The sequence below is a fragment of the Bartonella sp. AU15XJBT genome, from assembly GCF_028618615.1.
Lineage (GTDB): Bacteria > Pseudomonadota > Alphaproteobacteria > Rhizobiales > Rhizobiaceae > Bartonella.
Genome location: NZ_JAQITG010000005.1, coordinates 80,737 through 95,699, shown reverse-complemented (window position 1 = coordinate 95,699; position 14,963 = coordinate 80,737). Strand labels below are relative to the sequence as shown.

Here is a 14,963-nt window from a genome sequence, read left to right as displayed (position 1 = left end):
TGATAAAATGAAAGCCTTTATTTCTCAAATAGCCCCCAAAGTCATGATCGGTTTAACAAACCAATTTGGGTGCATTGATTTGATAAAAAGAGCTGCCTGTTGCGCTGCTTGTTGATTTTTAAAAATGCCAAAACAAGTTGCCCCCGTTCCGGACATGCGAGAAAAAAGAGAGCCACATTCATCTAATATAGATAACACTTGTGTTAACTGAGGTGCCATTTTTAATGCTGGAGAAAAAAGATCATTTCGCGTTTCTTGTAAAGCTTCAACCAATAAATCAACACTCTTTAAAGCGACTGGATCAATTTTTAAAGGAGAATGATGGCGCTTGTCTAACGCTTTAAAAACAGCTTGTGTTGAAATCTCTTGTCCATGATTAACCAATACTATCGCAAGAGAACAAGCTTCTTTGAGTCGTATAATCTCTTGGCCAATCCCTTTAACCAAAAGTGGCTGCTGATATTCCAATGCAAAAAGACACATGGGAATATCAGCACCAAGGATTAAACTCATTTTTGCTAATTTTTCGCAAGAACAATCAAGATTCCATTGTCGACGCAATATACTGATAACCCCTGCGGCATCACCTGAGCCACCACCAATGCCTGAAGCAATAGGGAGTGTTTTTACAAGTCGAAAAAAAGCAGGTTGAGCACTTTCAGGGAAAGTCTTATGCATAAAGTCTCGTGCGCGAATAACCAAATTGTTTGAATGAGACACAAGTTCTTTTGCAAACGGTCCCGTTAAAACAAACCGATCACTTTCACAAGGCGCGTAGTGTAGACAATCACCGCTCAGACTAAAATAAACCAAACTTTCTATTAAATGATAACCATCAGCACGTTGCCCTACAACATGCAGAGCTAAATTCAATTTAATGGGTGTAAACACATAAAACATGTCTTTGGAACGAAACTAGTACATCCGATATCATATGACGTAATATTCACTTTTATAGGGTTCTTTTACAACTATCCCCTTTTATTCATACTTTTAACACCAACCCTATAAACAGTTCGAAATATTCTTAATTTTTTCTAAAAAAACAATAAATATTATGAAGAACTCTCATAAAATAAACGACACGTTCTCATTCGTATCATTTCAAGCATTTTTTCTTTTAACATTTGTTTTTTAGATAAAAAAAACTCTTGCTTGAATGATCCTGTCTATCACAAACCGTAACGCTGCCAAAGCGCCCGCTCTTCTGCTGCCATCAATGCACTATCAACAGCCGTATAAACTGTATGAGCAGTCACTCCTGAAGGCGTTTTAAACCCTAAAAAACTTTTTGGAGGTGTAATAAATCGAAGTTTTGCATCACTACCAAAGCGCTCCTTAATAACAGAACGGACATCATTCAACCCGTCAATTAGACCAAGTTCAACGCTTTTTTTTCCACTCCAAAACATTCCTGTAAAGAGATTCGAATCATCTGATAATTTTGTAGCACGCCGTTCTTTAACCAAATCAATAAAAGTTTGATGCACTTCAAGTTGGAGAGATTTCAAATGCTCAATATCTGCCTTTTTTTCAGGCTGAAATGGATCGAGTGTAACTTTGTTTTTTCCTGCCGTATATACACGCCGCTCCACACCAATTTTTTTCAAAAGTTCCGGAAAACCAAAAGAAGCTGAAACCACCCCAATGGAACCAACAATCGAAGAAGGATCTGCAAAAATTTCATCCCCCGCGCAAGCAATCATATAACCACCAGATGCCGCGATATCTTCAATAAATACAAGAACCTTTTTATTTTTTTCTTCTGCTAAATCGCGGATACGCTTGAAAATAAAACGTGATTGCACTGGAGAACCACCAGGAGAATTAACAATAATTGCAACAGCCGGTGCTTTTTTGTACGCAAAAGCCTTCTCTAAAAGATTAGCACATCTACTGAGGGAAAGCGTACGAGATATAGATGATGAATCCATAATCGCCCCTTTAAGGCGAACAACAGGAATTTCAAGTTTATTGGAAGAAAAACGGCGTGGAATAAGATTTTTTAAAATATCCATCAAAACAAAATCTCCTTAATTTAAGAACAATTAAATAGGCAAGGACAACAAAAAGGAAAAACGCGATAGCATCCAAAAGCGCCAATCAATCCCCACATTACAACCAGAAATATAACTTCACCCAAAGCTACGCCTCCTTAATAAAGTTTAGACTTTAAATAATAAACTGAAAAACACAAGAGACCATTACAAAAGTTCCCACAAGCTTATATATCCATTATTGATTGCATCAATCCGTGGTGAAAAAATATGGCTATTCCCTTCATGTATAACCAATGCCGGTAAAATAGATAAAGCTGCTCTACTCCCCCGTTTTGCGTAAAATAAAAGACGAATTGCCGGAGTTGTTGCACGTGCATGAATGGGAATGATACAGATACCACCAAAGCGGCCTTCTAAAGCATGCAAGATATCCCTTAGAGATTGTGGACGCGCAATGAGCCCTAAATATCCACCTGGCTTAACGATGGCTGCCGCACTGCGTAACCATTTATCAAACATCGCTTCAGGCATAACGTGTGCTTCAGATTTTTGTTTATCAGGTGTCTTACGATCGTTAGGATTATTAAAAGGTGGATTCATAATGGCAAAATCAAAGCTATTATTTATCAAACCTGCTTTTATACGAGCATTCCCTTTGAGAGTAACATCTGCTTCTAGCAAACAAATCCGCTCAGCAAGTTTTTCATTTTGCTTTAGCATAAGTGTTTTTTGTGCATAAGATACCATAAAAGATGAGCGTTCAACCAATGTAACATGAACTTGCGGACAACGCGAAGCAACGGCCAACCCTGCTGCTCCAGCCCCCGCCCCTAAATCAACAACCTTTCCCTTTAAATCAGTGGGTACCAAACTAGCTAATAACATAGCGTCTATCCCAGAGCGATGACCATATACACGTGGTTGAACCAAATAAAATTTCCCACGATGAAAACTGTCTATTGTTTCATCATTCTGATTCGCTATTTTATCCATCTGAAAGCCTAATGTTCACTATAAACTGAACTTTTCTTATCAATGACTACTTAAATAAAGCTGTTGCAAATTGTTTCCTTATCCCTCATAGAAACAATATTATACAAGCTTTTAAAATATACTCTTGCACATATCATTCAAAGTTTGCACTTCAAAGCAACATCAAAAGCTTGAGTCAAAACAAAACCCCCTTTATGCTAATATTCAAGAAAATAGAATTCATAGATGTCCATTGCAATACTCTAGGAGTCAACATATTGTGAGTGTAGCCACAAAACTAGATCAAACACAAAATAATCAAATATCTCTCCAATCCCTCATTAGTCTTACAAAAAATGATATGGAGCGTGTCAATCGATTTATCCTCTCTATGGCAAAATCAGAGGTTGAAATGATCCCTGAAATTTCTAACCATCTTATTTCATCAGGAGGAAAACGGTTACGCCCAATGATCACATTAGCTTCTGCTCATATGTTCGGCTATCAACATGATGGGCATATAAAACTCGCAACAGCCGTTGAATTTATGCACACAGCGACCTTGTTACACGATGATGTGATTGATGAAAGTGATCTACGACGTGGAAAATCTACCGCACGAATGATTTGGGGAAATCAAGCAAGTGTCCTTGTTGGAGATTTCCTGTTAGGACAAGCTTTTAAAATGATGGTCGATGTTGGCTCTATAGAAGCGCTCTCTGTCCTAGCAAACGCTGCTGCAATTATTGCTGAAGGAGAAGTTATGCAACTTTCTGCCGCAAAAAATATCAAAACAAGCCCTTCAGATTATCTCAAAATTATCAATGCAAAAACAGCAGCACTTTTTTCAGCAGCTGCCGAAGTAGGCCCCATTGTTGCTGGTTATGGAAATAAAGAGCGTTCTGCATTACGGGAATATGGAACATCTTTAGGATTAGCTTTCCAATTGATTGATGATGCACTTGACTATAGTGGTAGTGCTCAAAACTTAGGAAAAAATATAGGGGACGATTTTAGGGAAGGAAAGATCACAATGCCTGTTATTCTCGCATATGAGCGTGGGAATATGGGTGAAAAAGCTTTCTGGAAACAAGCACTTGAAGATGGCAATAGCAATAATGAAGCCTTCGCACACGCGCAACACTTAATGGAGAAATATAATAGCATCACAGATACGATAGAACAAGCGCGCATCTATGGAAAATATGCAATTGATGCTCTTATTCCCATGAATGAAAATCCCGCTTATAATGCTCTCGTTGAAACTGTTGAATTTTGCATTGCGCGCGTAAACTGAATTCTTTGCAAGAATCGCAGTATTTCTAAAAAAAGTAATGAGATATGATTTATAAACGACACAATCGATTGATTATCTTGAAAAGGATTAGCTCCATGTGCTCTGCAACGGTATCCCGACTTTTTACCCTCTTGATCGTGGGTATCACGCTGATGCCATCCCCTACCTACAGTAAAATAAGCACGGCGACTCATACAAGCTCATTTACAGGTGCTTATTTAGCCGGAAGAGTTGCAAATCATGAAAATAAAACAGATCTTGCTATCAATTATTTTAAACAGGCACTCGTTTATCAACCTGATAACATTGAAACACAAAAAGAGCTCCTGGAAGCTATGCTCTTGGTCGGAGACTTTAAAGGAGCTGTGCAACAAGCCAAAAAACTCAAAGAGCAAGATGTTATAACTCCCTTTGTTTCCTTAACGTTGTCAATAGAAAGTCTCATCAAAAGAGACTATAAGAATGCCAAACTTCTTCTGCAATTAAAAGAACCTGCAACAGCCAGTAACCCAATACCTGAACTCATCGGTGCTTGGATTACATTTGGATCTGGACAAAAATCTCAAGCAATTGCTGATCTTAAGAAGCTCAAAGGTCCTGTCTGGTATGAGCTTTTTATATCTTATCACCTAGCACTTATGAGCGACCTTGCAGAACAACCACAGGATGCAAAAAAATATTTTATTAAAGCATTGAGTAACAAACAGGGGACTCTTATCGCTCCTAATACCTATGAACGTATTATTATAGCCTATGCCTCATTCCAATTGCGCCATAATATGCGCAAGCAAGCTCTTCAGACAATCCAGCATGGTGAACAAATGTTGTCAGGTCGAGAAGTCTTCAAAAACTTTCGAAAAAAAATTGAAAAAAATACTTTCTTAGAAAGGTTGATTAAAACACCTCAACAAGGAGCAGCCGAGGTGTTGTACAATTTTGGAACAGCCCTTAACCATAAAAACTCAGGGCGCATTGCACGTATTTTCAAACAATTATCTTTCACCTTATACCCTCAAAATGACGCAATACTGTTTCAGCTCGCACATATTTCTGCTAAATTAGACGATCCTCATCAAGCAATTAAACTTTATCGCGCTTTATCCCCTCAATCTCCTTATTATAAAGATGGACAACTTCATCTTGCATTCCTTCTTGCCAATAACAACAATTATAAAGAAGCAATAAAATTACTCACATTGTTAAATAAAAAATTTCCCAATGATCGTAATATTTTGATAACGCTTGTTGCCTTTTATATGCAGGATCATAAATTTCTTGAAGCGACTAAAACTCTAGACCATGCTATTGCCCAGATAAAAAACTTTCAGCAGGACGATTGGAAACTTTTTTATCAGCGTGGTATTGCTTTTGAACGTCTAAAACAGTGGTCAAAAGCAGAAGTTGACTTGCGAAAATCACTTGAATTTTTCCCAAACCAACCGCAGGTTCTGAATTATTTAGCCTATTCCCTTGTAGAACGAGGTGAGAAGCTTGAAGAATCGCTCCATATGCTGCAAAAAGCTTCTGCTTTGCAAGCTCACAACAGTCATATTCTCGATTCTTTAGGATGGGCTTATTATAAACTAAAAGAATACAACAAAGCAGTCCAAATATTAGAAAATGCTGTCAGATTACAACCTGAGGATCCAACTCTGAATGATCATTTAGGAGATGCCTATTGGAAAGTTGGACGTAAACGTGAAGCAATATTTCAATGGAACCACGCAATTGACGGAAAACCTGAAAATTCTAAACAAATTCAAGAAAAATTGAAATTTGGTTTGCAATAAACAATGCTTAACCGTAAACCACATAAAATAATAAACTAAAGAGACTAAAATTTCTTTGGTTGCTATCTATATCGTTCAATATTTAAAGAGTATAAAGCGTGAAACTGCCGGAGCATCTAAACCCCAAACGTTCTTTTCAGGGACTAATCTTAACTTTGCAAAATTATTGGGCCCACTATGGATGTGCGATTTTGCAACCTTATGATATGGAAGTCGGAGCTGGAACTTTTCATCCAGCAACAACGCTACGCTCTCTAGGTCTACGGCCTTGGAAAGTCGCTTATGTCCAACCCTCTCGGCGTCCAACAGATGGCCGATATGGTAAGAATCCAAATCGTTTACAACATTATTATCAATTTCAAGTGCTTCTCAAACCTTCTCCGCCCAATCTACAAGAACTTTATATAAAGTCGCTACAAGCTATCGGGCTTGATACAAAACTGCATGATATTCGTTTTGTTGAAGATGACTGGGAAAGCCCAACCCTTGGCGCTTGGGGGCTTGGATGGGAATGTTGGTGCGATGGGATGGAAATCTCTCAATTTACTTATTTTCAACAAGTTTGCGGCATTGAGTGCGCCCCAGTTTCAGGAGAGCTCACATATGGTCTTGAGCGCCTAGCGATGTATATCCAAGGGGTTGATAATGTCTATGATCTTAACTTTAATGGTTTGGAGGAAGAAAACAAAATAAGTTATAGAGATATTTTTCTACAGGCAGAACAGGAATATTCATATTATAATTTCGAATTTGCTGATACAAAACTGCTCCACCAGCATTTTATTGATGCCGAACGCGAATGCAACGCACTTCTTGATGCTGGGAAACCCAATAAAGAAAATACATTACATCGCTGTGTTTTTCCTGCCTATGATCAATGTATTAAAGCGAGCCATATCTTTAATCTTTTGCAAGCACGTGGCGTTATTTCTGTAACCGAACGACAAAATTACATTCTTCGCGTTCGTGATCTCGCACGCCGTTGTGGGGAAGCCTTCTTACTCACAGAAGCTGGACAAATATACACTGGAGAAGCCTAATGTCTGATCTTCTTCTTGAACTTTTCAGTGAAGAAATTCCTGCACGTATGCAACGAAAAGCTGCTGCTGACCTTAAAAAAGCTGTCACGGATCAACTTGTGAATGCTGGATTGACCTATAAAGCTGCTCGTGAATATTGGACACCTCGTCGACTAACATTGGACATACGCGGACTTTCTATCCGCTCAAAAGATGTCCATGAGGAACGAAAAGGGCCCAGTACAAAATCACCACAACATGCAATTGATGGCTTTCTACGTGCAACGGGGCTCAACGATATTTCTGAAGCACATATTGGGCATGATGATAAAAAAGGTGATTTTTATATTGCTAAAATTGTAAAAAAAGGCAGGGCAGCAGAAGAAATTATTGCCGATATTTTACCAGATATTATCCGTAACTTTCCGTGGACAAAATCCATGCGTTGGGGAAAAAATTCAGCAAAAAGTGGTGCTCTCAAGTGGATTCGACCTTTACAAAATATTCTTTGCATCTTCGGACCAGAAATTGGTGAAACGCATGTTATTCCGTTTACAATTGGTTCTCTTGAAAGTAACAATCTAACTTATGGTCATCGTTTCTTAAGTGACGGAAAGCCATTCCAAGTGCGCCGTTTTGATGATTATGTGACGCAACTTGAAACTCATAAAGTCATTCTGGATGCCGAAAGACGAAAGAATATTATTTTAGCTGATGCCCAAAATCTTTGCTTTGCAAACGGTTTAGAACTGGTTCAAGATAATGCACTCCTAGAAGAAGTTGCTGGTCTTGTTGAATGGCCTGTTATCCTTATGGGTGATTTTGACAAATCATTCCTTGATATTCCTCCCGAAATTATTCGCTTGACCATTCGGGCCAATCAAAAATGTTTTGTCACCCGGAAACAAGGAGAAAAAATAAAGCTTTCTCATCATTTTATTCTTGTTTCTAATATTCTTGCAAATGATGAAGGCAAAGAAATTTCGAAAGGAAATAGTAAGGTTGTCCGTGCCCGTCTTTCTGACGCACTCTATTTTTGGCAAACAGATCAACGTGATTTGCCCGATATCCAACAATTGGAATCTTCTATAAAAAAGTTTGATCTTGATATAAAAAAACCTCTCGATCAGAGAATGGCACGACTTGATCATTTGAATGTAACTTTTCACACCAAATTAGGCACGCAAGGTGCAAGAGTAGAACGCATCGCTACACTCGCACAAAAAATTGCACCTTTGATACAAGCAGATCCTCTCTTAGCGAATCGTGCTGCAATCCTTGCAAAAGCTGATTTGCAAACAGAAATTGTCGGAGAATTTCCTGAACTACAAGGGGTTATGGGGTGCAAATATGCCCTTCTTCAAGGGGAAGATCCTCGCGTAGCTGTAGCCATTGAAGAGCATTATAAACCTCAAGGACCAACAGATCGTCTTCCGCAAGAACCACTTGCTATAACCATTATGCTCGCCGACAAAATTGACATGCTGGTTGGCTTTTGGCTCATTAATGAAAAACCAACGGGCTCGAAAGATCCCTATGCGTTAAGACGAGCAGCCTTAGGAATTATTAGGCTTGTACTTTCGCGGGATTGGAAAATTAATCTCATGCCACTGTTTCAGTTGGCAACGAATCTTTTCGTACAACAAAAAAATAAACATGAAATCTCTCAAAGAGAAAATCCACAATTGCAAAATCTTTTTCCAGAAAAAACAGAAGCTATTTTATCTGATCTGTTATTCTTTTTTCATGACCGCCTAAAAATCTATCTAAAAGAAGAAGGGGCTCGCTACGATGCTCTTGAAGCCGTTTTAAATAAAGATTCTGATGATTTTTTATTGGTTGCACGTCATGTCGAATCTCTTATTGCTTTTATCAATACCCATGATGGAATGAACTTTGTAGCCTCGGTAAAACGTACTGCCAATATTCTTGAAAATGAATTTCAAAAAAACACAACAATCGCAAATGAAATTAATCCTGATCTCTTTATTGAGACAGAAGAAAAGCAGCTCTATCATGCAATCTGTGAAGCAGAAAAAAAGGTTCTTGCACCCATCAATGCAACAAATTTATCATGTGCACTCGATATTCTAGCGCCACTTGGAAAATTGATTGACCTATTTTTTGAAAAGGTATTGGTGAACGATAAAAACCCCGATGTTCGCGCCAACCGTCTTGCTCTTCTTAAACGTATTCACACAATTACACAAGCGGTTGTAGACTTCTCAAAACTTGTCCTTTAAACTTAAAATGTCCATTAACTGATAAGAAATAATAAAGATAAATTTTTTCTTCTTTTTATTAATGAATATTCCAAAATCTTAAAAAGAAGTTTCCCGTGAGATTTGACCTCACTTTAAAAAGCAGTAGAATTTTTATCGTCAATGACACTTTATATCGTAATATTTTCTTATCATAAGTCCCTTCTCTCTTATTGCATCAATCAAAATCATATTCTTGCACGTGACAAGCAGGAGTAGTTTGTTGGTAACATATTGAAGACAATAGTCAAAACGCTCCTCATGAACGGAGCCAAGTGCTGTTGCAAAATTAGGAGAATTGGCCAAGTAATATAAATGCTATTGATCTGAATTTTTATTAAAACAAAAAGATGGTTACGCTCAGTAGATTTTATACACTTTACGGGGAGGTGCTACTTTTCACAGATATCGTCGTAAAATAAAGGAAGAGTATATGTTGGAAAATATCTTTTAAAAACAAGTATATAAATGTTTAGCACATAGGTATTCTGTAAGACAAAATGCCATTGGATTGCGCATTCATTGGCTTTTTTAAAGAAAAATTTCTTAAGCCCCCCAAGCCCTTTTCACAACAAAACCCATGAATGGTATTGTGATAAAGCCATTGAGTACCACCATCTTTACCGCTTATAAAGGAGAGATCGAGCTCCGTCACACACTTTGCCTTCCCCAAATGCTACCGATAACCCTTAGCTTTTGAGACGATTCATAAGAGAGTATTCTTTCTTGTAGAATTTTTTCCCACAAACCACCCCCGCTTGTCACGTGTAAGAAAATGATTTTGATTGATTCAATATAAAACAGATTTGAAATGAGAAAATCTTACGGTATTCAGGATTCTAATCCAAATTGAACAACGATAAATTAGTTATATAAATCAATATATTGCATATTAAAATACTCTGTTTTTTTATAAAGAGCGTACTTCCATTTAAAAACATTTCTCTGTGAGTTTTGAGATAACTTTTAAAAAATTATAGAATCTCCAGTGAAAATGATACTTTGTAATGACTTGTCAAAAAATTGAATAAATCATCAAAAAGCAAAATTATTGATTTATAATAACCAACTTATCGTTTTCGCATATTCAATGAGAATATAGAAAAAAATCTCTTACTTTAAACTCTTCCATCATGAGTGATAACCGTCTTCAGATGATGGCGATAGATAAGAGAGATAAAAAACTGATAAAAAGAATTCTTAAAAAATGAGAGAGGTGCTTTTCATAAAACCGCTAAATATAAAAGCAGTTGTTCAATACAAAATGGGCGTAATATCTTAACTGATAACACAATAACGCTACTCGCTTATCGCTTCATAAAAATAAAGACAATAGCACTCCTCATTATAATCTTTATGAATAGAATCAAAAAACGAATCTAAGCTAGGGAATAGTGCTCTCTAAACTCAATGCATAACCAATTCAAAACTAGCATCACGACATAATAGATTAAAGCATTCAATAATGAAAAAATTATGCACCTAAAGAAGCAGTTTCTTATCTCTAAAACACCATTAATTAAGATGTGTTTTCATTTTGCTCAATGATTCTTTCGAAAGAGTTTCTTTAACGAGTTCATCTGCCCCGTTAGAATCTAATTCCTTTGCGATAAGAATACGTGCCGTAGAAATTGCCAAATCGATAGCCGATGCAGAAACCATGCGTATTGCATCCGCTTCTGCCTGAGCGATTTTTTGCTCTGCCAATTTATTGCGGTTTTTTACATATTCTTCTGCTTTTGTACGCGCCTCAGCAATAACAGATTCAACTTCATGCTTTGCTGCTGCAATAATTTCTTGCGCATCTTTTTCTGCTTCCGCGTGTTTGCGTTGATATTCAGCTAATATTTCCTGTGCCTCTTCACGAAGACGCAGAGCCTCATCCAACTCATCTTTGATACGCTTTGCGCGTGCATCAAGATGGTGTATAACCTTCTGTGGAATTTGGAAATAGACTAAAAGAGCTAAAAAAAGAACTAATCCAACAAAAGCCCAAAAAGTATCACTCATCTTTGTCTTCCTCAATAATCCGCAGTTTTCACAACTGAATGAACAACCTCTTTGCTGATATCAACATCAATTAATTTTTTCACAATTTCAAGGGCGACTTCTTCAGCGATAGAACCAACATTTTGCATCGCTTTATCCCGAATTTTTGCTATCTGTTTTTCAGCATCTGCAAGTTTTTTCTCTAAACGCTCTTCAATTTCCTGCCGTTCAAGTTCAGCCTTTTCTTTTAATTTTTCACCAGCTGCTTGTGCTATAGTATGAGCTTTCAAACGTGCTTCTGCTAATTCCCGCTCATAAGTTTCAACAACAGTGTCTGCTTCCTGCTTCATGCGCATTGCTTGATCTAAATCAGATGCAATTCGATCTCGACGTGTTTCAATAACACCACCAATACGCGGCGCAATCACACGAGAGATAAACAGATAAAAAAGTCCGAAAGAAATTGCCAACCAGAAAAAATGCGAACTAAAATGAACAAAATCAAAAGGCGGAAACACACGATTTGCATGCTCTGCCACTTTTTTGATATGTTCTATCGACGTTTCAGTGTTCTGTGCATAAGCGCTGGAAACAAACATCTTCTTTCATCCTTTAAATAGCTTAAGCCCTCTATCCCCGATGATAATTGACGAACATTTTTCTTAATTGAGAGCTAAAAGGGTAAATCTTTCCTCATAGCGAGAACAAACATACCCTTCTGATGATGATTAAACCCCAAAAAGAAGTAATAAAGCAATGAGCAATGAAAAAATACCCAAAGCCTCTGTCACAGCAAAACCAAAGACGAGACGTCCAAACTGACTATCTGCTGCTGATGGATTACGTAATGCACCAGAAAGATAGCTCCCAAAAATATTACCAAGCCCTAAAGCTGTTCCAGCCATACCAAAGCAAGCAAGACCAGCACCAATATATTTTGCTGCAAGCACCATTTCCATATTATTCTCCTTTAAAGCGAAATTGCACTATTCGACGGAAAACCGCCAATTCTATTAATGTCCTGGATGAATTGCATCATTAAGATACATACAAGTTAAAACTGTAAAGACGTAAGCCTGAAGAAATGCAACCAAAAACTCAAGAGCCGTAATCGCTACAGTCATAATAAGGGGCAAAATCGAACCACCAACGCCTACGATTCCTACCCCAATCATTGAAACAACAAACCCAGCAAACACTTTGAGCGTAATATGACCAGCAAGCATATTCGCAAAAAGACGAAGAGAAAGACTGATGGGGCGAGAGAGAAAAGAAATAATCTCAATCATTGTCACTAGAGGCAAAACTACCACAGGAACCCCACTGGGAACGAACAGTTTCAAAAAACTGACCCCATGCTTATAAAAGCCATAACCAATCACCGTTAAAATAACCACCATTGCCAACGAAAACGTGATCATGATCTGAGAGGTCACCGTATAAAAATAGGGGAAAAGACCAATAAAGTTAGCAACCAAAATAAAAGTAAACAGAGAAAAAACTAAAGGGAAAAACTGCATTCCCCGCACACCAGATGATTCCCGCAGAGTCGACGCTACAAACTCATAGGCCATTTCTGAAAGAGATTGCATCCTCGTTGGAACTAATCCACGACTTGATGATGAAATAAAGAGAAAAACGGAGGTTATAACAACCGTAACGACTGTAAACAATGATACATTTGTAAATGATAAATCCATATTTCCTATGGAAATCTTAATCAGCCGTGAAACCTCAAACTGATGAATAGGATCTGGAGCGTGCGCTGTCACTTCAACCTCATTTATCGGACCTCTCATGGGCCCCTTTATTTTGTTCATCTTGGCGCAATACGCCTTTTTGTCCTAATTGACTGGAGGAAACATATCCCACAGACCGAAGAATACTCAATACACCAGCAGCAAATCCAAGAAAGAGAAAGAACACCAATCCCCACGGCCATGAACCTGCTAACTTATCAAACCCCACCCCCAAAACAACACCAACAATAACACTTGCTAGAAACTCACTGGAAAGCTTAATCGCATCCGCTATCCTTCCTTGTGATTTTTTCCGCCTATCCTTATGCTCCCGCTTCCTTAACGCTTGCTTACGTCCTAAAGCTACGCTTAAGTTTTTACTACGACATTCCAAATCCTCTGAATGAAAACACCCTCTTTGCTTTTTTTCTTCAGCCTCCTTGCGGCTTGTAACGGGTTTTTCGCCCATCGCCATCATCGGCTCCTTTATCAAAAAGCAAAGTAAAAATGCATCTCATAAAACCGTGTGCATCATATTGTTCCCGAATTTATTCGTCAAGACACTAAAAGAAATCTATCACAAATTATCGTATAAATTTTATCGCATAAGTAACCTATTTTTCAATTCACATGATTTTTTTAAAAGATATTTCTTAAAGCCCCTAAACCAATTCCACAACATCACCCAAGAATACATAAAAGCTTCCGTAAATAATATAAAACTTTTAAGTTCTCCATCTTTATGCTTATGAAGAAACAAGCTGGCACCCTTATACACTTTGTTAACTCCAATGTTGCAACAGTCCTCGTCTTGAAAGAACGCATAAAAGACTTTTCTTTAATCGTTTTTACTCAGACATCAATCCGACTTGTGATGGCAAGGACACCATTTTAATTAATTCAATATGAACATGTTTGAAATATAAAGAAGCGTACGATATTTTGTGTTCTTAATTCAATATAAAAAGTGATAATTTATTATTATAAATCAAACTATTATTAAATTAATAACACTAAACATTAACACACTTGCACATCATCATTCTAGCTTGCAAACAAATGGAATGCTGTCTTGTTTTCCGTCAAAATCATATTTTTCCTCATATCATTTAAATATTCTGAACGTATGTAAATTCATCTACCCAAAACATACAAAATATATCGTGTAACACTTTGATAAGATAGCACAAACATAACTGATGTCTTATTCTTGGTAACAATAATATACTAAACACATATTCACTGAATGTGAATCAATCGCGTAGGCTTTACCCATCATGCGTTAAGGGAAATGGAAGCTATTAGTTTTTTTTGCGTTATTTTAGCGCAACGTATTTATTTATAAGGATAATTTATAATTTTCACCTTTAAAAAGAACTCTGATAAGATATTCTTGCGTATTCATATTGAAGTCATCAAAACTGTTTTTGTATATCACAAGAAGGGTTTATGTGTGCTTAAAAACGGTTGAAAAATTGCTTTTTATGCTCTCTTTCAAAACGAGAATTGGTACAAATAGAATTGATACACCCTTGAAAGCTGAAAATAATATGAACGCATTAGCTTGTGGCTTTTATTCAAGTAAACTTGTACTTTTTGTTTAACTGAAAATTCTCAACGGGTTGTATATGATTCCACTTGCAAGGTATTTTACGTTATCCTCTATTTACAGACACCATCGTGAAATAGGCTTATAGAAGCACAAAGAGATTTTTCTTTAAGTACGAGATATAATAAATTTACAATTTTAAATAGAGCTCAATAAAACTTGAATACGACCGCTATACCGCTTTATACAATTTTAATCCACTTTTTGAATCTCACCCTTTGCAATTGAATATTATTAGATTCCGCAGATATTTTTGCTTTTTATTTAGAAAAACTATCGCAAGCAAA

At 37.2% G+C, this 14,963-nt stretch carries 12 protein-coding genes and 1 pseudogene; 4 read left to right on the top strand and 9 right to left on the bottom strand.

What is annotated here, in order from left to right; genetic code table 11:
* Positions 1–24 precede the first annotated feature (24 nt).
* The 3 genes and pseudogenes from PVV57_RS03925 to PVV57_RS03915 all read right to left on the bottom strand — a co-directional run bounded on the left by PVV57_RS03925 (position 25) and on the right by PVV57_RS03915 (position 2,993).
* Positions 25–934 (bottom strand): annotated as a pseudogene (locus PVV57_RS03925) (4-(cytidine 5'-diphospho)-2-C-methyl-D-erythritol kinase).
* Positions 935–1,172: 238 nt separating this feature from the next.
* On the bottom strand, positions 1,173–2,018 hold the full coding sequence (locus PVV57_RS03920; protein ID WP_273718974.1) for a S49 family peptidase: 846 nt from the start codon (positions 2,016–2,018) through the stop codon (positions 1,173–1,175).
* 186 nt (positions 2,019–2,204) lie between these two features.
* Positions 2,205–2,993 (bottom strand): tRNA1(Val) (adenine(37)-N6)-methyltransferase, encoded by a 789-nt coding sequence (locus tag PVV57_RS03915; RefSeq protein ID WP_273718973.1) that lies wholly within the window; start codon positions 2,991–2,993, stop codon positions 2,205–2,207.
* 259 nt (positions 2,994–3,252) lie between these two features.
* Here PVV57_RS03915 and PVV57_RS03910 point away from each other — a divergent pair, with 259 nt between their 5' ends.
* The 4 genes from PVV57_RS03910 (at position 3,253) to glyS (ending at position 9,321) form a co-directional block, all read left to right on the top strand.
* Complete coding sequence (locus PVV57_RS03910) at positions 3,253–4,269, top strand: polyprenyl synthetase family protein (protein WP_273718972.1); 1,017 nt, start codon at positions 3,253–3,255, stop codon at positions 4,267–4,269.
* Between the two features lie 95 nt (positions 4,270–4,364).
* Positions 4,365–6,059, top strand: coding sequence for a tetratricopeptide repeat protein (locus PVV57_RS03905; RefSeq protein ID WP_273718971.1), 1,695 nt, complete (start codon positions 4,365–4,367; stop codon positions 6,057–6,059).
* Between the two features lie 98 nt (positions 6,060–6,157).
* Positions 6,158–7,099 (top strand): glycine--tRNA ligase subunit alpha, encoded by a 942-nt coding sequence (locus PVV57_RS03900; RefSeq protein WP_273718970.1) that lies wholly within the window; start codon positions 6,158–6,160, stop codon positions 7,097–7,099.
* Positions 7,099–9,321, top strand: coding sequence for a glycine--tRNA ligase subunit beta (gene glyS / locus PVV57_RS03895; RefSeq protein WP_273718969.1), 2,223 nt, complete (start codon positions 7,099–7,101; stop codon positions 9,319–9,321). Before PVV57_RS03900 ends, glyS begins: the two co-directional genes overlap by 1 nt.
* Before the next feature lie 490 nt (positions 9,322–9,811).
* Here the strand turns inward: glyS and PVV57_RS03890 are convergent, their stop codons facing one another.
* The 6 genes from PVV57_RS03890 to PVV57_RS03865 form a co-directional block, all read right to left on the bottom strand.
* Positions 9,812–9,994 (bottom strand): hypothetical protein, encoded by a 183-nt coding sequence (locus PVV57_RS03890; protein ID WP_273783509.1) that lies wholly within the window; start codon positions 9,992–9,994, stop codon positions 9,812–9,814.
* Between the two features lie 860 nt (positions 9,995–10,854).
* Positions 10,855–11,349 carry a F0F1 ATP synthase subunit B gene (locus PVV57_RS03885; protein WP_273718968.1) on the bottom strand — a complete coding sequence of 165 codons (495 nt, stop codon included), beginning with the start codon at positions 11,347–11,349 and terminating at the stop codon, positions 10,855–10,857.
* A gap of 11 nt (positions 11,350–11,360) precedes the next feature.
* Positions 11,361–11,927: a F0F1 ATP synthase subunit B gene (locus PVV57_RS03880; RefSeq protein ID WP_273718967.1), complete on the bottom strand. Its 567-nt coding sequence runs from the start codon at positions 11,925–11,927 to the stop codon at positions 11,361–11,363.
* A 129-nt stretch (positions 11,928–12,056) separates the two neighbouring features.
* On the bottom strand, positions 12,057–12,287 hold the full coding sequence (locus tag PVV57_RS03875; protein WP_005773968.1) for a F0F1 ATP synthase subunit C: 231 nt from the start codon (positions 12,285–12,287) through the stop codon (positions 12,057–12,059).
* A gap of 54 nt (positions 12,288–12,341) precedes the next feature.
* Complete coding sequence (locus PVV57_RS03870) at positions 12,342–13,100, bottom strand: F0F1 ATP synthase subunit A (protein WP_273719005.1); 759 nt, start codon at positions 13,098–13,100, stop codon at positions 12,342–12,344.
* Positions 13,101–13,107: 7 nt separating this feature from the next.
* Complete coding sequence (locus PVV57_RS03865) at positions 13,108–13,542, bottom strand: AtpZ/AtpI family protein (RefSeq protein WP_273718966.1); 435 nt, start codon at positions 13,540–13,542, stop codon at positions 13,108–13,110.
* Positions 13,543–14,963: the final 1,421 nt, after the last annotated feature.

Coding starts and splice junctions, on each gene's coding strand:
- PVV57_RS03915 (WP_273718973.1), bottom strand. CDS start 2,993: ATGGATAAAATAGCGAATCAGAATGATGAAACAATAGACAGTTTTCAT.
- PVV57_RS03885 (WP_273718968.1), bottom strand. CDS start 11,349: ATGAGTGATACTTTTTGGGCTTTTGTTGGATTAGTTCTTTTTTTAGCT.
- PVV57_RS03875 (WP_005773968.1), bottom strand. CDS start 12,287: ATGGAAATGGTGCTTGCAGCAAAATATATTGGTGCTGGTCTTGCTTGC.
- PVV57_RS03865 (WP_273718966.1), bottom strand. CDS start 13,542: ATGGCGATGGGCGAAAAACCCGTTACAAGCCGCAAGGAGGCTGAAGAA.
- glyS (WP_273718969.1), top strand. CDS start 7,099: ATGTCTGATCTTCTTCTTGAACTTTTCAGTGAAGAAATTCCTGCACGT.
- PVV57_RS03905 (WP_273718971.1), top strand. CDS start 4,365: ATGTGCTCTGCAACGGTATCCCGACTTTTTACCCTCTTGATCGTGGGT.
- PVV57_RS03880 (WP_273718967.1), bottom strand. CDS start 11,927: ATGTTTGTTTCCAGCGCTTATGCACAGAACACTGAAACGTCGATAGAA.
- PVV57_RS03920 (WP_273718974.1), bottom strand. CDS start 2,018: ATGGATATTTTAAAAAATCTTATTCCACGCCGTTTTTCTTCCAATAAA.